Source organism: Methermicoccus shengliensis DSM 18856 (assembly GCF_000711905.1).
GTDB lineage: Archaea > Halobacteriota > Methanosarcinia > DSM-18856 > Methermicoccaceae > Methermicoccus > Methermicoccus shengliensis.
The window spans coordinates 1-20,528 of the sequence record NZ_JONQ01000001.1 but is presented as its reverse complement, the minus strand read 5'-3'; the positions used below and the strand labels follow the sequence as shown (position 1 = coordinate 20,528).

Here is a 20,528-nt window from a genome sequence, read left to right as displayed (position 1 = left end):
CATGGCTACGAACAGATAGGGGTTGAACAAGAAAAACAGCGTAGGTCCTGTCTCGCAATGGATTCGGGAGTGCAGCCCCAAAACGGTTAAGGATTGGGAGGAATTCTATTATAACAAACTTGCCAGGTTCCTAAACTCTAAAGGCACTCATCTATCGCCACGAGAATACATAGAAGATTTAGGAAGAAAACTCTATGTAAAAATCACAGAGATTATTCAAGCAGAAATAGAAGAAGTAACTGAAGAGGATTGTATCCAGTATATTTACAATCTTGTTATTAACAGAACTTATGATGGTTATTTAACGGAAATCAAAACAATATACGGGAAATTGCAGCGGGATTTGGGAGTAGAAATAAAACCAGCACCTGATGAATGGGATAGATTATACAATGTCGATTTTTACATTCAAATCGGAGAAAACTACATTGGATTACAAATAAAGCCGATCACTTATGAACAAACACCTGAAGTTTACAGGTGGAAAGAATGGCTTAGCAAAACTCATAAAAAATTTGAAAAGGACAATGGAGGGAAGGTATTCATTGTATTTTCGATTAAGAAGGATAACAGGAAAGAAATCTATAATCCAGAAGTTATTGACGAAATAAAGAAGGAAATACAAAGGCTTAAATGAGATTAAAATGGGGCTTAGGGCGACTCTCTGCTCGCTAACGCTCGCTTCGGTGCTATTGCACTGGGGACAACAGATGCATATCCGACTTCGCTAACGCTACGTCCAAATTTGCCATCGCAAACTTCGCATACCCGCAAACCGTTTTTTCTGGTGTTCTCTTCTTTATCTTACGGTGTTCCATATTTGCCCCCTATTTCACTTAACGGCTGGCGGGCATCTGAAGTTTGCGGAGCGAAGCGGAATAATTTTGGGTCAAACGAGTGCAACGAAGTGAGCCAGATACCCGCTTGTTATACGCCCCGAACAGAGCGTTAGCGGAGTGAGAGTACAAGGGGGCGAGGCACGAAGTGCCGAAGAGTCGTGAGCAAAAGTATCAAATGTTATCCCTTATTATTTTTCTTTTTCTGTACCCATCTAACTAACGGCATTAGAGCTATCTTTAATTCTTTTCCATCTTTCGTTAGTGAATATTCAACCCGAGGCGGTATATCAGGATAAACTTTTCTTTCGACTAAACCTTCTTTTTCTAGGACCTTAAGGTTGTCAGAGAGTGATTTGGGACTTATTTCCTTTAGTTTATTCTTTATTTCATTATATCGGATCGGCTTCTTTTCTTCCAAAAGACTGACTATGCATATTGTCCATTTTTTACTTACCACATCTATTATCCCTCGAATTGGACAGAGACATTCCAACTCTTCTTCGCAATCGCTTCCTCTACACATACTAGGTCACCCAACAGACACTTGCTATCCTAGTATAAACTTTATAGTTTAAATACTTTCCTTTCTATACCTACTGTTAGATACACACCTACTATGTGAAGTGTATCAGGAGGTAAAAAATGTGTATGTGCTGTGAGCCAACTGTTAGTGGAAGAGGATTTGGCACATCATATATGTGTTGTTGGTGCGCGCATAGGCCTATGCATAGGTGTTTCCTCAGTAAAGAAGAGGAAATAGAGATGCTAGAGAAATACAAAAAGGAGTTAGAAAAAGAGATTCAAGGTGTAAAACAAAAACTCCAAGAAATAAAGGGATGACTCAGATCTCCCTTTTTCCTTTTTTACTATAGGTGTTATACGCAATATTACTCGGCAGGTGATGTAAAATGTACTTATACATAATAACAGCATTTGCTATATCGCTTTCTTTTATCGCAAACCGCAAGAAAACACTCATGGCAATTAAGATAGCAGTCAAGAAATTTGTAAATATTTTACCCGCTTTTTTGACTATGCTCATTCTTGTTTCCATTGTCCTCTTTCTTGTTCCAGATAAAGCTATCTCAAATTATCTCGGGAATAACAATAAATTCGTTGGCGTGATTTTCGCTTCCTTTTTTGGCTCCATTACCCTAATGCCCGGTTTTATTGCCTTTCCGTTGTGTGGAATTCTCTTGAAAAAGGGAGTTCCATATATGGTTTTGTCTGCTTTTACAACTACTCTAATGATGGTAGGAGTCCTTACTTACCCGATAGAAAAAGAGTATTTTGGAATGAAAGTAGCTGTAATAAGAAATGTAATCAGCTTCTTTATAGCCATTATTGTGGCTTTAATGACTGGCATTTTCTTTGGTGAGGTGTTTTGATGAAGCGAAATGACATTATTAAAATAGTGGGTATATCTGCTTACATTTCTTTCATACTCTTTTCTTTCATAACTGGATTTGATCCTGGAAAACGGGTAGGTGAAAATTTCATTACTTTTTCGGTAGATATGCTTGAAATCCTGCCGTGTGCTTTTGTTTTAATAGGTCTGTTTGAGGTGTGGGTGAAAAAAGAAACTGTTGAAAAGCATTTTGGAGAAGGGTCTGGTATTAGAGGGTATATATGGGCGGTGCTACTTGCAGGCACTACAGTCGGTGGTTTGTATGTAGCTTTTCCTGTTGCATACTCTTTGTATCGTAAAGGAGCAAAGCTCAGCGTTATTTTCACATACATGGGTGCTTCTGCAATTTGCAGGATTCCAATGACAATATTTGAGGCATCCTTTATGGGAATAAAGTTCTCGGCAATAAGATTATTGGTATCTTTGCCATTGGTGATTATATCTTCAATTTTATTAGGTGATTATTTGGCGAAAAGAAACTACAAAATAATGGAGGGAAAATAAGGAAATGTGCCGAGTAATACAGCGTATAACACAGCATAAAAGGTTCGTGCCTTACGACACCCCCCATTTTTTGCTACGCAAAAACTTCTTTTATGCCCAGAACGTTCAACGAAATACTAAAGAGGTGAGAAAAACGATGGAACAAATCAAGCCAAAGCCCTTACCTAAGAGAGGCAAACTAATGCTGTGGTTGATAATGTTGAGTCTTGCAGCGATTTGGACGCTTGCAATCCATGTCTATCTCACTCTTCCATCACAGGTTTCGGTTCACTTTGGGTTTAGCGGAGAACCGACGAGATATGGTGAAAAATCTGCATTCCTCATCATTCCCATTACATTTAGCATAGCTCCAATAATTATTCTTTTGGTAACAAAGTATCGATTTACTCTAATAAATAAACATCCCTATCTCATGAACCTCCCGGCATTTTTCACGTACATAACAAAGATCCCAAAAGATAGAAGAAGCTTATGGGTTAATAGATACTTTGAAGCCGTTTTAACGTTGGGAGTATTTCTTACCTTTTCCCTCCTTATCATAGAGTATGGAATTTATCTCGGTGAAGTCTCCGGTAAGCTACCTTTGTGGTTCATGCCGCTTACACTTTCAATGCCTTTATGGCTTATAATCCCATTTCTAATTTACTTACGAAAGCTATCACAGGAAATAGAGATAGAAGTGGAAAACTGATGAAAGTGAACGCACTTAGTCTAACACCGTACATACGGCTGCGCTTCGCTTCACCCAAATTCGCTGTGCAAACTTCTTTTATGTGCAAAACGTTAAGTGAAACCCATTTTTATCTTCCCGTCGCTTGCAAGACCCCCTCTGAGGGGGATACGCAAGGGGAGGTGGCTAAGTTTAAATACCGTTTTGGACATATCGAACGTTGTAGCCCACTCCTTAACGAGAGGAGTGGGATGCGGGGCCTGTGACCGTCCCGAAGGGTGCAATCCCGATGGGGTGAACGTGGCTTTTTACAAAAGCCAGCAAAACAGCGCATTAAGGGGTGTGGTTAAGCCACACCCCATTAATCCACTCACGTGCCAGCTTCGTTAAGCTGTTAGTGAGTCCCCACCAGCTCCACGTCCTCGAACACCAGCGATGGTGTGATGATTTCTCCCATGCGCCGCACATCCCCAAGCCCGCCGCGCAGCCTTTCAAGCAGCTCGAACACGTTTACAGAGAGCATCGTCGAGTCAATCGCCATTCCCATATGTCCCCCCTCAATGAGAAACGCCCCTCTGCCCTCCACCGAAAGCTCGCCAGTGATGGGGTTTGCAGTGTGGGCGCCAATCAGATTGGTGAGCACCACACCCTCATCGATATCAGCTGCTCTCATGTGGGGTACACTCACAATGAGGTTTCTCGTGTCCGTGGCTGGAGGGGTGCTGTACGAGCCTCTGACACAGTTTCCCGTGCTCTTCTCTCCAGCCTTGCATGCGGTGTACACGTCCGAGAGGAACGTTTTGAGCACTCCCCTCTCAATCACGGGTTTGGTGTTCGAGGGAGTACCCTCATCGTCCACGCACGAGCTCTCCACACCCCCATGCAGCAGCCCGTCATCTACGAGGCTAAGCTCACTGCTTGCCACCTTCTCTCCCACCCTTTCGGCAAGTGCAGAGCGCCCCTTTAGCACGCTGTCGAGGCTCAGCGATGGCATGAGGGCGTTCTCCAGCACATCGGCAACTGCTGGTGGGCGAAGCACCAGCGTTCCCCTCACCTTTTCCACCCCCGTGGGATGAAGCCCAGCAAGCGCTATTTCGCTCATCCTCTTTGCCATCTGCCCCATGGGAAGGTCGGCCGTGCGCGAGAGTTCGAAGTCGTAGGCAGAGGCCGTGCGCCCGCCCTCTCTTGCCACCACCTCGCCATGGGCATAGCAGAGCGTTCTGGGCTCGCACACCCTAAGCCCCCCGCTGTTGAACAGCAGCTTTGCACCACTGGTAAGAGAGAGTCCCCCAGAGCTCAGCAGGGCACCCTTCTCACGGGGCACTCGGGCAAGCTCGAGTGAGAGGCGGCACGCCTCTTCCACATCGGTGCTCACCACCCTCTCGTCGTACAGGCCGCTCACCCTTGGCACGCTTTGTGGGGCTGGAAACCCCTCCCAGTGCTCGAGCCGCTCTCCAAATACTGCCAATCGCCCTGCCCTCTCGATGCACTCGTCGAGCCCCCTGATGTCGGTGGTGCTGGAAAAACCGATTCTCCCATCACACACCACCCGCACTCCAATCCCCAGCGTGTGGGAGTGCTTGACCTCGGATAGCTCGCCACGCCTCAGCTTTACTGAGAGGGTGGAAAGCTCTGAGGCATACAGCTCGACCTCGTCCACCCTCTTGGCGTTCTCGATTGCCCGCTCGAGATGTGAGCACAGCTCGTCGTGGTACATGCTTTAGTCCATCACCGCTCCGTGAGCTGCAGAACTCACGCTCCTCGAGTATCTCTTCAGCACGCCTTCGATGTCGTGCTGCTTGGGTGTCCACTTTGAGCGCCTCTCCTCGAGCTCCTTGGGGTCCACGAGCAGCTCGAGTCTGCGGTTGGGTATGTCTATCTCTATGCGGTCTCCATCCTCCACGAGGGCGATGGGTCCCCCCTCCTGAGCCTCTGGGCTCACGTGTCCGATGCACGGGCCCCTCGTGCCCCCAGAGAACCTGCCATCGGTTATCAGTGCCACCGAGTGCATGAGCCCCATACCAGCGATGGCTGCCGTGGGCGAGAGCATCTCCCGCATGCCAGGCCCTCCCTTGGGGCCCTCGTAGCGCACCACCACCACATCGCCCGCGGCTATCCTTCCCTCCATGATGGCACTGAACGCCTCTTCTTCCGAGTCGAATACCTTCGCACTGCCCACAAAGTGCATCATCTCAGGGCTCACAGCCCCCTGCTTTACAACTGCCCCGTCTGGCGCAAGGCTTCCTTTGAGAATCGCTATGCCTCCCTCTGGATGCACGGGAGCATCCAGCGTGGCAATCACCTCGGCGTTCTTCTTGGGGTTCACAATCACATACTCATCGAGGTTCTCCCCAAGGGTCCTGCCAGTGCACGTGAGCACATCGGTGTGAAGCCTGTCCCGTATGCGCTGCATCACGGCGTGCACCCCTCCCGCCTGCTCAAGGTCGAGCATGAAGCTGTCCCCTCCGGGTCGCAGGCTCACGAGGTGGGGTGTGGTGCGGGAGAGCTCGTCGAACACCGTGAGGGGGAGCTCAACACCAAAGTCTCGAGCAATGGCTGGAAGATGCAGCACGGTGTTGGTGCTTCCACCTATCGCCATGTCCACGCGCACGGCGTTCTCGAACGCCTTCCTCGTGGCAATCATCCTCGGAGTGATTCCCCTTTCCAGTAGCTCCATCACCTTCATTCCAGACTTCTTGGCGATGTGTATCTTCTTGGCATCCATGGCGTGGGCAGTGGCGCATCCCGGCAGGGATAGTCCAAGAGCCTCGGTCAGACATGCCATGGAGTTTGCGGTGAACAGCCCAGAGCACGAGCCAGCGCCAGGGCACGCATAGCACTCGAAGTTGTACACGTCCTGCTCGCTGAGCTTTCCCTGCTGGTAGAGCCCCACCGCCTCGAACCCGTCGTGCACTAAGTCCCTTGGGGCATCCCCCGCAAATCCCGGCATCATGGGTCCACCGGTGACCACGATGGAGGGCACGTTGAGCATGCCAGCTGCCATCAGGTGTCCGGGGGTTATCTTGTCGCACGAGGTGATGAACACCATGGCATCGAACTGGTGTGCCCTCGCCATGAGCTCGATGGAGTCCCTTATGAGCTCCCTGCTCGGAAGGGAATACTTCATCCCCTCGTGGTTCATGGCGATGCCATCGCATATGCCTATGGTGTGAAACTCGAAGGGCACGCCACCTGCCATGCGCACGCCCGCCTTTACAGCCTGAGCGAGCTTGTCGAGATGAATGTGTCCTGGCACAATCTCGTTCCAAGAGTTCACTATGCCAACGAATGGTCGCTCGAACTCCTCATCTATCACACCACATGCCCGAAGCAGCATTCGGTGGGGTAGTCTCTCTATTCCCTTCTTCACCCTGTCAGACCTCATACATCAACCTCTTTAGAGTATACAGCGCCTGGCATTGGATTCTTCTCCATGCTTATAAATGCTATTGACTCTTACGATATGTTCAAATATAGGCAAATATGAGCATATGTAGATATGTAGATATGTTCAGAAGAGTGATTGATGGCGCGGCAGATGACTCGGTGGAGCTGGCGAGCACCGAGGAGATAGAGAGGCTGTGCGAGACCTTTGGTGCGCTCGCAGACCCCACGAGACTCAGGATACTCACTGCCCTCCTCTGTGGCGAACGGTGTGTGAACGAGCTTGCCGAGACCCTTGGCATCAGCCAGTCGGCAGCCTCCCATCAGCTAAAGCTTCTGCGGGCGCTTCGCCTCGTAAAGCACAGAAGGGTGGGAAGAAAAGTGTGCTACTCGCTGGACGATGAGCATATCGTGCACCTCATAAGGGTGTGCACCGAGCACGTGAGGGAGAGGCGATGAGTGAGGCGTGTGCCTCGTGTGATGTTGGCAGTGGGCATGGCGGAAGGATGGATAGGGGGGCAATCGTCAGGATAGTCCTCGGTGCGTTCCTGCTGGGCTTGGGCATAGCGCTGCATCATATACTGGGCATTGGGTTTTATCCTACTCTGCTGTATGCCACATCGGCCATCATCGCTGGCTACGAGATTGTGATAGGGGGCATGCGAGCCCTCGTGCATAAGAGGAGATTCACAGTTGACCTCTTGGTGGCGGTGGCTGCGGCTGGGGCATTTGCCATTGGGCACGGGGAGGAGGGGGCTGCCGTGATGGTGCTCTTTTCAGTGGCAGAGTGGCTCGAGAGACTGGCAGAGCACAGGGCGAGAAGCTCCATCGATGCCCTGCTGAGCCTTGCCCCCAAGACCGCACGGGTGCTGAAAGATGGAAAAGAGCTGGAGGTGCCAGTGCATGACGTCGAGAGGGGGGATGTGGTGGTGGTGAGACCCGGAGACAGCATACCCCTCGATGGCGTGGTGGTCAGGGGAAAAAGCCTCGTGAATCAGGCGAGCATCACCGGTGAGCCCCTGCCCGTGTATAAGGAGGTGGGGGACGAGGTGTTTGCCTCGACGCTGAGCGAGGACGGATATCTTGAGGTGAGGGTCAGCAAGAAAAGCACCGAGACATTGCTATCGAGGATTGTTGACCTCGTTCAGGAGGCTCAGAGGACAAAATCACCCACAGAGCGCTTTATCGATGGGTTCTCCAGATACTATACTCCCTCCGTGATTGTGCTCGCGCTTATGGTTGCCATTGTTCCCAGCTTGCTCTTCGGCTCTTACGAGGAGTGGGTGTACAGAGCGCTGGTGCTGCTCGTGATCTCGTGTCCATGCGCGCTTGCCATATCCACTCCCGTGTCCATGGTGTCTGCCATCACCAGCGCTGCCCGAAATGGTGTGCTCATCAAGGGCGGTGCCCATGTGGAGGAAGTTGGAAAGACGAAGGTGGTGGCGTTCGACAAGACTGGCACCCTCACGAGGGCGCAACCCGCCCTCACTGAGATAATTCCCCTGAATGGTGCCAGCAGGGAGGAGGTGCTGGCTATTGCGGGTGCGCTCGAGGCGCACTCCAACCACCCCCTTGCCCGCCCCATCGTTGATGCCTCTGCGGAAGTCCCCAAGCCAGAGGTGAGGGAGTTCTCATCGCTCACTGGGCTTGGAGTGAGGGGGCTCATAGATGGGGGCGAGTACTATGCTGGAAGTCTCAGGCTGTTTCAGATGATGGGCGTGCCCACAGAGCACATAGATGGCATAGAGGGACTGGACATAGGAGCAAAGAGCCTTGTACTGGTGGGCACGCGGGAGCGGCTACTGGGCGTGCTCACCTTCGAGGATACCCTCAGGGATGGGGCTGTAAACACTGTCGAGGAGCTAAAGCGCAGGGGTATTCGCACCGTCATGGTGACGGGAGACACGGGGAAGAGCGCCATGGAGGTGGCTCGAGAGCTTGGGGTGGATGAGTGCCTTGCTGAGCTCTCACCAGAGGACAAGGTGAAGGTCGTAAGAAGGCTCAGAAGAGAGTATGGACATGTGCTCATGGTGGGGGATGGTGTGAACGATGCCCCAGCCCTCGCTGCTGCGAGCGTGGGCGTGGCGATGGGAGCAGCAGGTAGTGATGTGGCCCTCGAGAGCGCCCACGTTGCCCTCATGCTCGAGGACCTCACGAAGCTCATATACCTGCTCGACCTCTCAGCGCACACCAACGGCGTGGTGAGGCAGAACGTGTTCTCGTCCATACTCGTGAAGGGTGGCTTTGCCATCCTCGCCCTTTTAGGCATGATCACGCTGTGGATGGCCGTGGGGTTTGGAGACGTGGGGCTCTCGCTCCTCGTGATTCTAAATGCAATGCGCCTCTCGCTCCTAAAAGGGTAGTGGGCCCGACCGGATTTGAACCGGCGACCTTTCGGTTATCAGCCGAACGCTCCACCATGCTAAGCTACGGGCCCGTCAGTGCAAAACGCTTAGCAATCCTGCTCCCTCTCCTAAAATCTACTGCTATATAAATCTGTCTTAACGCTGAACGCTGGCGTCCTTTTGGTGATGGAACGATTGGAATGGTGATATGATGAGACGGTATGGACGAGCTTGATGAACGCCGTAGGCTCACAGTACAGAGAGCCCTTCGAAAGACACATCTATCATTCCCACCAACGTGCGGACATGCACTACGGGATGTGGATAGCGGGGGAGTGTGTACACACCGAGCACGTACGAAACATCACAAGTCCCGCCGATGGTGAGTTCATTGCCGGTGTGGCACATGGTGGCATCGAGCATGCGAAGCTCGCAGTCGAGAGGGCAAGGCAGTTCTTCGATGCTGGAGGGTGGAGGGACGAGAGTGGAGAGATGCGAAGGGATGTGCTGCTGGGATGCGCCGAGCTTCTCAGGGAGCACAGGGAGCATCTGGCGGTGCTCGAGGCAAAGAACAACGGCATGCCCATCGGCAGCGCGAGGGCAGAGGTTGATGCCTGCTGCCGCTACCTCGAGCACTTTGCAGCTCTGTGTACGCTTCCACCCGAGGCACCTTGCGAGCAGGATGAGCGCAGCATAATAAGATATGAGCCTGTGGGCGTGGTGGCTGCCATCCTGCCATGGAACCTTCCCCTTTTAATGGCGGCATGGAAGCTCGCCCCCTCCATTGCGGCTGGCAATGCCACCATCCTCAAGCCCTCCTCGCTAACGCCCCTCACGGCTCTTGAGCTCGCAGGACTGCTGTACGAGGCTGGATGCCCTCCAAGAGCACTCAGTGTGCTCACGGGAGGTGGTGGGAGTGTGGGGGAGTACCTCGCCTCCTCGGATGGGGTGGACAAGCTCTCCTTTACAGGAAGCACAGAGGTTGGAAGGCGCGTGATGCAGCTCGCATCCAAGAATCTCAAGCGCCTAACCCTTGAGTGTGGTGGAAAGGGTGCCAATATCGTGCTCGAGGACGCCGATATCGAAAAGGCGGTCAGGGGGGCAGTGCACGCCATATTCTACAACTGTGGACAGGCGTGTACCGCTGGCTCAAGGCTGCTGCTGCCCTCGCACATGCACGATGACTTCATGGAAAGACTTCTCGATGCCACAGAGAGGCTCAGGGTGGGCCATCCTCTCTCTGACCCGGACATGGGAGCCATCGCCTCCAGAGCACAGCTCGAGAAAATCGAGCGCTACGTTGAGCTTGGCATCGAGGAGGGTGCCACGCTGGTGTGCGGAGGAAGGCGGCTCACGGATGGTGAGTGCTCGAGGGGACTTTACTTTTCACCCACGATATTCACCGATGTTGAGGTGCACATGCGCATAGCACAGGAGGAGATATTTGGACCCGTGCTGTGCGTGCTCACCTATGATGGTGAGGATGAGGCGGTGAGAATCGCCAACTCCACCATCTATGGGCTTGCATCTGGCATATGGTCAGAGGACAGGGAAAGAGCCCTCTCGCTTGCGAGAAGGCTCAGGTGTGGTACGGTGTGGATCAACACCTACCATGCCGTGCCCCCATATGCCCCATTTGGCGGCTACAAGCAGAGTGGGATTGGAAGAGAGCACGGGATAATGGGCTTAAGGGAGTATCAGGAGGTGAAGCACATCCTCCTCAGGTAGCCCTTCGCCTCCTGTACCACAGCACGCCGCCGATGATGACGAGTGCAACTGCCCCAAGGGCTGGAAGCACTCCAAGGGTGCGCTGCACTGGGTGCACTTCAACCGGCACCTTCACCACGTCCGAGATCTTGATGTCCCCGTGCTCATCTTTATACTTTATCTCGCTGTTGAGCCCATAGAGCTTCGGTAGCGCATCGGCGTCCACGTTTATTTTGAAGGTCGCGGTGGCGCTCTCATTCGGGTTCAGGGTGCCCAGATATGCCTGGTCATCGGTGCTCGAGAACGGGTCGACGAGGCTCAGCCTTGCTGTGGCCTCCCTCGCTGGCTCCTCACCCACGTTCTTATACACCACGGTGAGTGTGCTCTTATCGCCGGGATGGAGGTCCCCGCTCACACTCACCACCTCAAACCTGGGCTCTTTCTTGACGAAGAACGTGATATTCGACCGCTGGGTCATGGTGTCATACCAGAAGCTCACTTCCTCCGTGCCCGCTCTTGGGTCACCGCTCACCTGGACGTTCTTCTGATAGGAGAACGTGCTCTCCAGCACGAGCGTGTACTCGCCGGCTGGTGCATCGTCATCTATCTCCACACTGAACGATAGGGGTGCTTGAGTCTTCTCGCCAGCCCTCAGCGAGCCAGCGCTCTGTGACCCGGAGTTGATGGTGACGGGAGCACCATAGGGGTTCTTGAGCGTGCACACCACACCTATCGCAGTGGTCACCTGCAGCTCATAGTTCTTTTCGAGCTCTGCACGAGCTATCTGCTCGGCAGTGGTGGGGGTCTTCTCGCTCTTAAATCCCAGCACCTTTCCGTGGTTGTACACGTCGATTTTCAGCTGCACGTCTTCCCCACGCTCGAACTCGTTATCTCCAGCGAGCACGGCATCTATCTGGGGACCGCCGTACACCGTGTAGTAGTTGTCAGAGAAGGTAAAGCTCTCCGGTATGTACTGTGACCCGCCAGCCACAGGCGGCAGAGCCATCAGCACCATACACAGCACTACCACACTCACACATCTCTTCTCAAGCATGCATAGCCTCCTTCATTCTTCTAAGTATTGGGCCCTCGCCCGTTCGCATCCTGTCGAGCGTTACTATGAGGGGTGGGAACACGATGAACGTTGCCAGTATCACGAACACCATGTCCATCACCGTCACAAACCCAAAGTTGGACTGGAGTGGGAAGGGAGAGGCGATGAGGGCAGAAAACCCGCACAGCACTGTGAGCCCAGAGGCGAGAATCGCCCTGCCTATCTTCACAGAGGTCTCGCTCAGCGCCTCAAAGGGGGCAAGGCCCTTCTCACGCTCCTCAAAGTACCTCTCCATCATGAGCACCGTGTACTCACCACCTATGCCGAGGATGAGTGCTCCCATGGTGCCGGTCAGTGGGGTGTATGGTATCCCCGCGATGTACATCAGCCCCCCGCTCCATCCCGTGACCACTATCATGGGCACCACCGGAACGAGGGCTTTCATCCAGTCCCTGTATATGAGCAGAAGGGCGAGAAATATCATCACGAGCCCGAGGATGGTCATCTCCATTCTACCGCTCGTCAGCGCATCGAGTACCACTGTGAACACGTACATATTGCCAGTCAGCGTTGCCTCCACATCTGGAGGGGGTGGCATCCACGCCATATCCTTTTCAATCTGAGCGCTGAGCGTCTTGAGCTTCGGCAGACCAAGCTCCTTATACGCATCTCCAATGTTGAAGTTAATCACGGCATACAGCTCACCGCTGAGGTAGCTGTTTCTCACATTCTCTGGCAGGGCGTCTGCGAGCCTTTCTGCCTCGCTCTTTGTGCTGGGAAGGGTGCCACCATTTTGCGATGCGAGGAGGGTGGCGATGCTCTCTGCAGCGTGAATGTTCGGCTGGGATTGCACCTCGTGCTCTCCAAACTCGTACATCCACCTCAGTGTGGTGGGGTCGAGCACATCTCCCTTCACGATGAGGTTGAGCTCGTCCTGCCTTCCCCCCATCAGGGACTGCATCTTCTTTAGATCGAGCAGGCTCTTCAGGTCCTGGGGCACGTACTTCTGCACGTCGGTCTGTACCTCGACGTGTTCATCGTAGTATACCCCCATACAGCCGAGCAACAGGGCTATGCTCAGCACGGCGAGGGGTCTTGATGCCGTTTCCATCGTGACCCGCGTGAGGGCTCTTTCGAGCTTAGTGCTCCATTTGCTCGCCTTAGCCCTTTTTTGGAGCTCCTCTCTTATGAGCCTGCGAGCCTGCTCTGGCGGCTCCCGGAGCTGTCGCATGCGCCTTTTTACCCAGCGAGCATCGAGCTTATAGATCACAGTCACGCCCACGAACATGGAGGTAAGATAGCACAGCACCACGCCCATTATCCCCAGAATCCCGAAATCCCTTATCATGGGCACATCTGAGGTGAGAAGGGCTGCAAACCCGAGAATGGTGATGGTGAGGGCAATCAGCACCGCGGGACCCACATTGCCCACCGTGTGATATATTGCCTCCTTGTGGTTCTCCTGCCGGGCAAGCTCTTCCTCTATGCGGTTGTGGAACTGTATGGCGTAGTCTATCCCGAGCCCTATCAGGATGGGGAATATCGACATGGAAGCCATCGTCATGGGCACACCAGTGATGCCCATTGCACCAAAGGTGTACACCACCCCGATGAGCACCATGAGGAGGGACAGTAGATACCATCTAACGTATCTGAACACGATGCTGAGCACCACCACCATGAGCAGGGCGGCGAGCACCAGCAGCTCTCCTGTGGAGCGACTCATCTGGGCGCTGAGGTCGATGTGGAAGGCGGGGTCTCCAGTCAGGGTTATCGTGGTGGAGGGGGGAAGGTGAGCAAAGCGAATGGTGTGCTTGATATCTGTGACGAGCTCTTCTTTTTCGTCGTTCGTAAGGTCTCCGGGAATCTCCACGAGGATGAGGGCAGTCTGTTCACTGGGAAGTATCGCGTTTAGCACCTCGTCCGGGATGAAGGATAACAGCTCATTCACATCCCCTTCCGGAACGGAGTGCCTTCCCGTCAAAAGTGCATTGGCGTTTTTTAAATAGTCTACAACCCCGGTCACCGAGCGCACGTTTCTTATCTCACGAACGTCCCTCTCCAGTGCATCTAACGCCTTCAGTACCTCTGGTTGAGTGACGTCGTCGGAGCTCACGATGAGCACGATGTTTTCGGTGTGGAATTTCTCTAAGAACAGATGGTCGTAGTCCTGATATATGCGGGAGTTCTCGTCCACGAACGTGTCGGTGCCAGTTGCAAAGTGTATGGACTGGGCTCCGAGGAGAGCAATCAGTAGCGCCCCGACAGCGAGAAGCAGGATGAGGTTCCCGTGCTCCTCCACCACTATGCCCAGCTTCTCGTACAGTGCCCTGATGGACATGAGCCCAACCTCTTGGGGAGGGCAAACTATCGTTCTCCGATATAAACTTTTTCACGCCATAGCTTAAATCCATGCGCTCACGAGTGATTGATATGATAAGCCTCACACTCCCTGAGTTTCTGCAAAGGCCAGCCGAGGATTTGAGGCTGCTGCTGGACAGAGGATACAGGAAGCAGCACGCCCTTCAGTTTGTGAGCGACCACTACAGGCTGGAGAGCAGATGGAGGTACGTGCTCTCGAGGGCAGTGCACTCTACTTCTACCGTTAAGATGCGTGCCAAGAAGAAAATATCGTGTGGTGCCCTCAAAGGGGAGGTACTCTGGGTTGACGGACACAACGTGCTGATAACGATCGAGAGTGTTCTCAGGGGTAATGAGCTGTTCTTGTGCGATGATGGCTTTCTGAGGGACACGAGGGGTGTGTTCAGAAGTTTCAGGCTGACGGAGACCACCATCGAGGCAGTGCGGCTCGTGATTGGGTTTTTGCGCAAGTCAGAGGTGAAGGAGGTGCACTTCGTTTTTGACAGGAGGCTCTCGAGGAGCGGCGAGCTGGCAGCCCATGTGCGCTCTGCCCTTTGCGCCTCTTGCCTGAAGGGGGATGCGTGCACCAGCGAGGCAGTGGACTTTTTGCTAAAGCATGTGCATGGCGTGGTGGCGAGCGCCGATGGTCCGATAGTGGATGCGGCGGATAGGGTCATCGACCTTCCCCAGTGCGTGCTTCGGATGGAGGAATTGGGTTGAGGATAGGGATAGTGGCGAGGGATGCAAACGAGTTCACCACCGCCCTCCTCATCCGTGCCGTGCAGGGCGCGTCCCACACCCCGGTGCTCGTGAAGCTGTCGGATGTTGTGAGCGTTCTCGGGATGCCAGATGAGGGCATTGCCACCGAGCACGGCATGCTGGAGCTGGACGGCATCATCGTGAGGGATGTGGGAGCTGGAAGGTGCGAGGAGGTGGGCTTCAGGATGGACTGCCTCGCAAGGCTGGAGGGCATACCCATCATCAACTCTCCAGAGACTATCCTCCGCTGTGCCAGCAAGCACCTTGCGCACCACGCGCTTGCAAGGGCTCACGTGCCAACCCCGCCCACGGTGGCCACCCAGTCGGTGCGGGAAGCCCTGCGATGGATAGAGCGCATGGGGGATGTGGTGCTGAAGCCCCCACATGGGTACGAGGGCAGGGGAATCGTGAGAGTGAGAATGGGCCAGCCCGATGTGGAGCAAAGGGTGGCAGGGCTGGTGCGCGCCCATGGCTCGGTGCTGGTGCAGCAGTACGTGCCCTCTGTTGGAGACCTTAGGGTGCTCGTCGTGGGTGAGGAGGTGGCAGGATGCGTGCGCCGTGTACCGGCAGAGGGAAAGTGGCTCTCCAACATCGCACAGGGGGGCAGGGCTATCGTCACATCATGCACCCCGACCTTGAGGAGGCTCGCCCTCTCGAGCACACGGGCGGTTGGGGCTGCGTTTGCTGGCGTGGACATAGTGCAGCACGTGCACACAGGGGAGCTTTTCGTGCTGGAGGTGAACGCCACACCCTCATTCAGGAGCATTGTGGAGGAGTGCCACACTGACCCAGCGCCAAAGGTGGTGGAGCTGCTCACCCACTGAGCAGCTGGAGGCCAGCGTCTTTGGGAGCTGTGGGCTGTGGGAGGGAGGGGGACGGGGGATGAGGGACGGGGGATGAGGGAGGAGGAAAAGCTCTGGAGTGTGTTTTCTAGTGCTCAATGCCGTAAAGTAATCTATATATCTTGGAAGAGGAGTGCGCAATAGGGGTTCTATGAGGGTTGTTGTGTCCATAGGTGGCTCCATACTCACCGACAGGGAGATGTACGGAGCATACGCACGGGTTCTGCGAGGGCTGGCAGAGGAGCATGAGCTGTTCGTGGTGGTGGGTGGCGGTGCAGTGGCAAGGCAGTACATAGGATGCGCCCGGTCTTTTGGTGCAAGCGAAGGGGTATGCGATGAGCTTGGCATAGCGATAACGAGGCTCAATGCGATGGTGCTCATATCTGCGCTTGGGGATGCCGCCTACCCCCATCCCCCCACGTCGTATGCGGAGGCAAGGGAGGCGTCGCTGCTCGGGAGAATTGTGGTGATGGGCGGAGTGTCGGCGGGATACACAACGGATGCGGTGGCTGCCATCCTTGCAGACTATGTGGGTGCCGACCTCCTGGTGTGCCTCACTGCCACGGATGGTGTGTACACCAAGGACCCAGAGCGCTATGCCGATGCTGAGCACATAGAGCATCTCACCCCCGCACAGCTCGTTTCAATCGTCTCGAATCTTGGCATGGAGGCTGGGGCGAAAAGCCCGTTCGACCTCGTGGCTGCCAAGGTGGTGCAGCGCTCTGGCATAAGGCTTATAATTACGAGCGGAAAAAGTCCCGAAAACCTCGAGCGCGCGATTGAGGGTGAGCGCTGTGGAACGCTCGTGGAGGATGGGTCATGACGGTATCACAGAAGGATGTGGCAAGGTTTCTGGAGGAGTACGATCTGGACGACCTCACGATAGCCACACTGTGCTCCCACACCAGCCTTCAGATTTTTCATGGGGCAAGGCTCGAGGGGTTTCGCACCCTCGGGATAGGTCTGAGGGGCAGGCTGAGGTTCTACGATGCCTTTCCAAAGGGAAAGCCAGACGAGTTCATGGAGGTGGACTCCTACTCGGAGGTGGAGGATCTCGCAGATGAGCTTCGGGAGCACAACGCCATAATAGTGCCCCATGGCTCGTTCGTGCAGTATGTGGGGGCTGAGAGGTTTCTCGATCTCGCAGTGCCCACGTTTGGAAACCGAAGGGTGCTCCAGTGGGAGTCCGACAGGGACATGGAGCGAAGATGGCTGGAGAGCGCTGGCATCACCATGCCCAAGGAGTATCACCACATAGATGAGGTGGACAGGCCAGTCATCGTGAAGTTTGGAGGTGCAAGGGGGGGAAGAGGGTTCTTTGTGGCAAAGGATGCAAAGGAGCTTGCCAGAAGGCTGAGTACAGAGGAGAAGTACACAATTCAGGAGTTCGTGCTCGGAACCCGCTTTTACCTCCACTACTTCTACTCCCCCATCTCCACACAGGGATATGCCCTGAGCCGTGGCACGCTGGAGCTTTTGAGCATAGACAGGCGAATAGAGAGCAACGTGGACGAGATATACAAGCTGGGCACGCCCAGTGAGATAGAGTCGCTCGGCGTTCCCATAACGTACGTGGTCACGGGCAACCTTCCCGTGGTGATAAGGGAGTCTCTGCTTCCCAAGGTGTTCTCCATAGGCGAGGCGGTGGTGGAGCGCTCGCTCGAGCTCTTTGGAGGTGTGATAGGTCCGTTCTCCCTCGAGACGGTGTGCACCGACACGCTGGACTTCGTGGTGTTTGAGATATCTGCCCGCATAGTTGCTGGAACCAACCCGTTCATCACCACATCGCCCTACTCAGACCTCATCTATGAGAGGATGTCCACTGGAAGAAGAATCGCACGGGAGATAAGGCTCGCAAGGGACAGCGGGAGGCTCTTGGAGGTTCTCTCATGAGCGTGCTCACGATAATCGGGTGCAGGATGTTCGAGGACGAACTCGTGCACGTGCTCTCCCGTGATGAGCAGGTGAAACGGATTCTCGTGGTGGACAGCGAGGATGCGAGAGGGCTCATAGAAAAGCTTGAGAAGGCTGGGTCGGAGGTGATTGTGGAGCCTCTTGCCACCATGGGCGAAGCCGTGCAGGGGCTCGGCGAGGGGCTCTTTGTGGTGGTGGATGTGCTCGAGCTTGCCCTTCACAACGACCCCGAGCGGCTGAAGGAGGTCGTGTATGAGAGGATAGAGGATGTGGCAGAGTTCTCGGACGGCATCCTACTCTTCTACGGGCTATGTGGCAGCAGCCTTACACATGTGGAGAGGGACCTTGCGTGGATAGGGTGTCCGTTGTTCATCCTCAGGGACGAGGAGGGGCTGATAGTGGATGACTGCATAGGGGCGGCTCTTGGAGGAAGGGAGCCCTATCTTCGCACTCTAAGGGGCTTTGATGGAGTGGGAGCGTTCTTCATCACCCCCATGTGGGCTGCCAACTGGAGGGAGATGCTCAAGAAGTCAAAGGTCACACCCGACCCCGATGATATTACCATGAGCAAGTTTCTGTTTCAGCACGTGGGATATAGGTATGCAGCCAAGCTGGACACAGGGCTCTCCGACCCAGAGGAGTTCGAGCACAACGTGAGGAAGTTTGCAGAGCTGTTTGAGTTTGATGTGGTGGAGCTAAAGGGGTCAACACGGCTCGTGGAGGGCTCGTACATGAGGGCAAGGGATGCGGTGCTTGGGCGTGGTGCTTGGGCATGAAAACGTATATATGTAGCCCACCCAATCGAACACCATATCAGGTTGGGGGATATCATGGAGCGCGATGGTAGGAAGATGAGGGTGCATAGGGCGGCTCTGCTGTTGATGGGGCTGGCTTTTGTGGGACTCGTGCTTGCCTTGGGAGTGGTTGCAGCCCCCGCCATTCTGAGCCCAGCGCCAGCCACGCCCGTTCAAACCTTTGTGGACCCGAACACTGGAGTTGGTGATGCCCTGATGTTCTCCATCGGCATCAACGAGAGTGCAAACGTGTCGTGGTATGTGAACGGCACGCTGGATGCTGCGGCAAACCAGACGACATATGCGACCTATTCCAACGCCACGCTCCAGAACACTGTGGGTGTGCACACCATAATGGTGGAAGTGAGCAACGCCAATGGCACGGACAACCACACGTGGATGTGGACTGTGAGCTATGCTCCTCCCCATCTCACTGGAAAGAGCCCACAGTCTCCCGTGAGTACCACCACGGGGCAAGCAATCGAGTTCAACATCACCTCCAACCAGACGGTGGACTTCACGTGGTACGTGGACAATGGCACCACCAACACCCGTGTGCAGACCAACACCGCTGCCACCTCCGCCTCATACACCCCCTCCTCCAGCTACACCTCCACTCCCGGCACTTACACGGTGAGTGTGGTGGCGACCAATCCCACCACAGGGCTGTCCTCATCTGAAAGCTGGGCATGGACTGTGAGCCCCCCATCGGCTCCATCGCTCTCCAACCCCTCTCCATCATCGCCGCTCCAATCGTATGTGGGCGACCCACAGCCCACGTTCTCCATCGATGTGGACCAGAACGTGAATGTCTCGTGGTGGGTGAATGGCAGGCAGGACACGAGCGACCCAGCATACAACGCCACTGGCGTGTCGGGAACGCTCAGCTATACCCCAGATACCGCCCTTGCCAACACCTCATCTCCCGCCACGTACACAATAGAGGTCAGGGTGGAGAACGCCAACGGCAGCGACAGTTATAGCTGGACATGGAATGTGCTGGCTTGGGGTGCGCCCGCCATCATCGACCACTATCCCAACACCACCTCCACCATCACCTCCATCGAGGGTGCCACAGTGGAGCTTGGCATAAAGGCAAACCAGACCGCCACGATATACTGGGTGATAGATGGCACCCCGGTCTCGAGCGGCACGGTGGCTGCTGGAGAGTGGGGAAGGCTGATAAAGAGCGACCTTGCCATCGGAACGCACACCGTGTCCGCATACGCCTCCAACTCCAACGGCACGAGCTCTCCCAATAACTGGACATGGAAGGTGGTTCCAAAGACGTACTTCACCGGGGACTCGGTGTGGAGGCAGGGAGAGAACTCCCCCACATACACGTGGACCACGCAGAGCTTTGCTGGGTTCTACTATGACATCGATGACGATGTGGGCTCAGAGCAGATCGTGTTCAAGAACATCGATGTGGCTGGAAGGAAGGTGGCAAAGGGTGACATTGTGTACACCACCAGCCCATCACAGGTGCACTACAACTACTCCACATGGGGCAAGTACGAGGTCATAGGCTTCATGGCCGACAAGTACTTCGCAGGCTACCTCGACATGCCCAATGGCACGGGCACAGAGAACCCGCTATCGAGTGGACAGCTGCACAAGGTGCTCATGGACGATGACGCCAAGCGCTCTGTGTACGTGGGCTCCTCCCTGCCCTTGAAGGAGGGCTACGAGCTGTTCGTGAAGGAGGTGGACATCAACGGCAATCGTGCCCTTCTGGAGCTCAGAAAGGACGGGGAGGTGGTGGACACGGACTTCGTTGCGAGCGACGACGACTACATCTACACAAAGGACGTTGGCTCTGCAGACGACCTCCCCCTCATAATCGTGCGGGTGGGCTCTGTGTTCAGGGGCACCGAGACCAATGTGGTGCTCATTGAGGGTATATTCCAGATATCGGAGAGCTATACCTCGGTGGAGAGCGGGCAG

Annotated in this window: 18 protein-coding genes and 1 tRNA gene; 13 read left to right on the top strand and 6 right to left on the bottom strand. The window is 54.5% G+C overall.

Annotated elements, in window-relative coordinates; translation table 11 throughout:
- Positions 1-22 precede the first annotated feature (22 nt).
- A complete protein-coding gene (locus tag BP07_RS00100) occupies positions 23-637 on the top strand; it encodes an MjaI family restriction endonuclease (RefSeq protein ID WP_211247016.1) in 615 nt (204 codons plus the stop codon).
- 380 nt (positions 638-1,017) lie between these two features.
- Here BP07_RS00100 and BP07_RS00095 read toward each other — a convergent pair whose 3' ends face one another.
- Positions 1,018-1,362 (bottom strand): winged helix-turn-helix transcriptional regulator, encoded by a 345-nt coding sequence (locus BP07_RS00095; RefSeq protein ID WP_042684131.1) that lies wholly within the window; start codon positions 1,360-1,362, stop codon positions 1,018-1,020.
- Between the two features lie 385 nt (positions 1,363-1,747).
- Here BP07_RS00095 and BP07_RS00090 point away from each other — a divergent pair, with 385 nt between their 5' ends.
- The 3 genes from BP07_RS00090 to BP07_RS00080 all read left to right on the top strand — a co-directional run bounded on the left by BP07_RS00090 (position 1,748) and on the right by BP07_RS00080 (position 3,442).
- Positions 1,748-2,227: a permease gene (locus BP07_RS00090; protein ID WP_042684128.1), complete on the top strand. Its 480-nt coding sequence runs from the start codon at positions 1,748-1,750 to the stop codon at positions 2,225-2,227.
- A complete protein-coding gene (locus BP07_RS00085; protein WP_042684127.1) occupies positions 2,227-2,751 on the top strand; it encodes a permease in 525 nt (174 codons plus the stop codon). The genes BP07_RS00090 and BP07_RS00085 overlap by 1 nt, the downstream gene beginning before the upstream one ends.
- Positions 2,752-2,887: 136 nt before the next feature.
- The gene (locus BP07_RS00080) at positions 2,888-3,442 is read left to right on the top strand and encodes a DUF1648 domain-containing protein (RefSeq protein ID WP_042684125.1); all 555 of its coding nucleotides are present in this window, start codon (positions 2,888-2,890) and stop codon (positions 3,440-3,442) included.
- A 373-nt stretch (positions 3,443-3,815) separates the two neighbouring features.
- Here BP07_RS00080 and BP07_RS00070 read toward each other — a convergent pair whose 3' ends face one another.
- Together BP07_RS00070 and ilvD are read right to left on the bottom strand one after the other, a co-directional pair.
- Positions 3,816-5,138, bottom strand: coding sequence for a TldD/PmbA family protein (locus BP07_RS00070; protein WP_042684119.1), 1,323 nt, complete (start codon positions 5,136-5,138; stop codon positions 3,816-3,818).
- 3 nt (positions 5,139-5,141) lie between these two features.
- Complete coding sequence (ilvD, locus tag BP07_RS00065) at positions 5,142-6,806, bottom strand: dihydroxy-acid dehydratase (protein WP_042684118.1); 1,665 nt, start codon at positions 6,804-6,806, stop codon at positions 5,142-5,144.
- Between the two features lie 98 nt (positions 6,807-6,904).
- Here ilvD and BP07_RS00060 point away from each other — a divergent pair, with 98 nt between their 5' ends.
- Both BP07_RS00060 and BP07_RS00055 read left to right on the top strand, forming a co-directional pair.
- Positions 6,905-7,264, top strand: a complete 360-nt coding sequence (locus tag BP07_RS00060) for an ArsR/SmtB family transcription factor (protein WP_052353037.1) — start codon at positions 6,905-6,907, stop codon at positions 7,262-7,264.
- The gene (locus tag BP07_RS00055; protein WP_052353036.1) at positions 7,261-9,168 is read left to right on the top strand and encodes a heavy metal translocating P-type ATPase; all 1,908 of its coding nucleotides are present in this window, start codon (positions 7,261-7,263) and stop codon (positions 9,166-9,168) included. The genes BP07_RS00060 and BP07_RS00055 overlap by 4 nt, the downstream gene beginning before the upstream one ends.
- On the opposite strand, the gene BP07_RS00050 is transcribed toward BP07_RS00055, so the two are convergent.
- Positions 9,169-9,242 (bottom strand) — tRNA-Ile (locus tag BP07_RS00050). It lies immediately after the preceding gene.
- Positions 9,243-9,384: 142 nt separating this feature from the next.
- On the opposite strand from BP07_RS00050, the gene BP07_RS00045 reads away from it, so the two are divergent.
- A complete protein-coding gene (locus BP07_RS00045) occupies positions 9,385-10,878 on the top strand; it encodes an aldehyde dehydrogenase family protein (protein WP_052353035.1) in 1,494 nt (497 codons plus the stop codon).
- On the opposite strand, the gene BP07_RS00040 is transcribed toward BP07_RS00045, so the two are convergent.
- Both BP07_RS00040 and BP07_RS00035 read right to left on the bottom strand, forming a co-directional pair.
- Positions 10,871-11,911: a COG1361 S-layer family protein gene (locus BP07_RS00040; RefSeq protein ID WP_042684113.1), complete on the bottom strand. Its 1,041-nt coding sequence runs from the start codon at positions 11,909-11,911 to the stop codon at positions 10,871-10,873. The genes BP07_RS00045 and BP07_RS00040 overlap by 8 nt on opposite strands.
- Positions 11,904-14,252, bottom strand: a complete 2,349-nt coding sequence (locus tag BP07_RS00035) for an efflux RND transporter permease subunit (protein WP_052353034.1) — start codon at positions 14,250-14,252, stop codon at positions 11,904-11,906. The genes BP07_RS00040 and BP07_RS00035 overlap by 8 nt, the downstream gene beginning before the upstream one ends.
- A gap of 92 nt (positions 14,253-14,344) precedes the next feature.
- Between BP07_RS00035 and BP07_RS00030 the strand changes: the two genes are divergently transcribed.
- The 6 genes from BP07_RS00030 to BP07_RS00005 form a co-directional block, all read left to right on the top strand.
- Complete coding sequence (locus tag BP07_RS00030) at positions 14,345-14,992, top strand: DUF434 domain-containing protein (protein WP_042684112.1); 648 nt, start codon at positions 14,345-14,347, stop codon at positions 14,990-14,992.
- On the top strand, positions 14,989-15,855 hold the full coding sequence (locus BP07_RS00025) for an ATP-grasp domain-containing protein (RefSeq protein ID WP_052353033.1): 867 nt from the start codon (positions 14,989-14,991) through the stop codon (positions 15,853-15,855). Before BP07_RS00030 ends, BP07_RS00025 begins: the two co-directional genes overlap by 4 nt.
- 169 nt (positions 15,856-16,024) lie before the next feature.
- Entirely contained in the window at positions 16,025-16,696 is a 672-nt protein-coding gene (pyrH, locus tag BP07_RS00020) for a UMP kinase (RefSeq protein ID WP_042684110.1), read from the top strand.
- The gene (locus BP07_RS00015) at positions 16,693-17,766 is read left to right on the top strand and encodes a formate--phosphoribosylaminoimidazolecarboxamide ligase (protein ID WP_042684107.1); all 1,074 of its coding nucleotides are present in this window, start codon (positions 16,693-16,695) and stop codon (positions 17,764-17,766) included. Before pyrH ends, BP07_RS00015 begins: the two co-directional genes overlap by 4 nt.
- Complete coding sequence (locus BP07_RS00010; protein WP_042684105.1) at positions 17,763-18,563, top strand: DUF1638 domain-containing protein; 801 nt, start codon at positions 17,763-17,765, stop codon at positions 18,561-18,563. The genes BP07_RS00015 and BP07_RS00010 overlap by 4 nt, the downstream gene beginning before the upstream one ends.
- A 54-nt stretch (positions 18,564-18,617) precedes the next feature.
- Positions 18,618-20,528: S-layer protein domain-containing protein (locus BP07_RS00005; protein WP_042684103.1), on the top strand; the 1,911-nt coding region annotated here is incomplete at its 3' end.

What these genes read in the sequence shown, in the direction of transcription:
- BP07_RS00080 (WP_042684125.1), top strand. Translation starts at nt 2,888, where the DNA reads ATGGAACAAATCAAGCCAAAGCCCTTACCTAAGAGAGGCAAACTAATG.
- BP07_RS00060 (WP_052353037.1), top strand. Translation starts at nt 6,905, where the DNA reads ATGAGCATATGTAGATATGTAGATATGTTCAGAAGAGTGATTGATGGC.
- BP07_RS00070 (WP_042684119.1), bottom strand. Translation starts at nt 5,138, where the DNA reads ATGTACCACGACGAGCTGTGCTCACATCTCGAGCGGGCAATCGAGAAC.
- BP07_RS00045 (WP_052353035.1), top strand. Translation starts at nt 9,385, where the DNA reads ATGAACGCCGTAGGCTCACAGTACAGAGAGCCCTTCGAAAGACACATC.
- BP07_RS00095 (WP_042684131.1), bottom strand. Translation starts at nt 1,362, where the DNA reads ATGTGTAGAGGAAGCGATTGCGAAGAAGAGTTGGAATGTCTCTGTCCA.
- BP07_RS00090 (WP_042684128.1), top strand. Translation starts at nt 1,748, where the DNA reads ATGTACTTATACATAATAACAGCATTTGCTATATCGCTTTCTTTTATC.
- ilvD (WP_042684118.1), bottom strand. Translation starts at nt 6,806, where the DNA reads ATGAGGTCTGACAGGGTGAAGAAGGGAATAGAGAGACTACCCCACCGA.
- BP07_RS00030 (WP_042684112.1), top strand. Translation starts at nt 14,345, where the DNA reads ATGATAAGCCTCACACTCCCTGAGTTTCTGCAAAGGCCAGCCGAGGAT.
- BP07_RS00040 (WP_042684113.1), bottom strand. Translation starts at nt 11,911, where the DNA reads ATGCTTGAGAAGAGATGTGTGAGTGTGGTAGTGCTGTGTATGGTGCTG.
- pyrH (WP_042684110.1), top strand. Translation starts at nt 16,025, where the DNA reads ATGAGGGTTGTTGTGTCCATAGGTGGCTCCATACTCACCGACAGGGAG.
- BP07_RS00015 (WP_042684107.1), top strand. Translation starts at nt 16,693, where the DNA reads ATGACGGTATCACAGAAGGATGTGGCAAGGTTTCTGGAGGAGTACGAT.
- BP07_RS00010 (WP_042684105.1), top strand. Translation starts at nt 17,763, where the DNA reads ATGAGCGTGCTCACGATAATCGGGTGCAGGATGTTCGAGGACGAACTC.
- BP07_RS00055 (WP_052353036.1), top strand. Translation starts at nt 7,261, where the DNA reads ATGAGTGAGGCGTGTGCCTCGTGTGATGTTGGCAGTGGGCATGGCGGA.
- BP07_RS00085 (WP_042684127.1), top strand. Translation starts at nt 2,227, where the DNA reads ATGAAGCGAAATGACATTATTAAAATAGTGGGTATATCTGCTTACATT.
- BP07_RS00035 (WP_052353034.1), bottom strand. Translation starts at nt 14,252, where the DNA reads ATGTCCATCAGGGCACTGTACGAGAAGCTGGGCATAGTGGTGGAGGAG.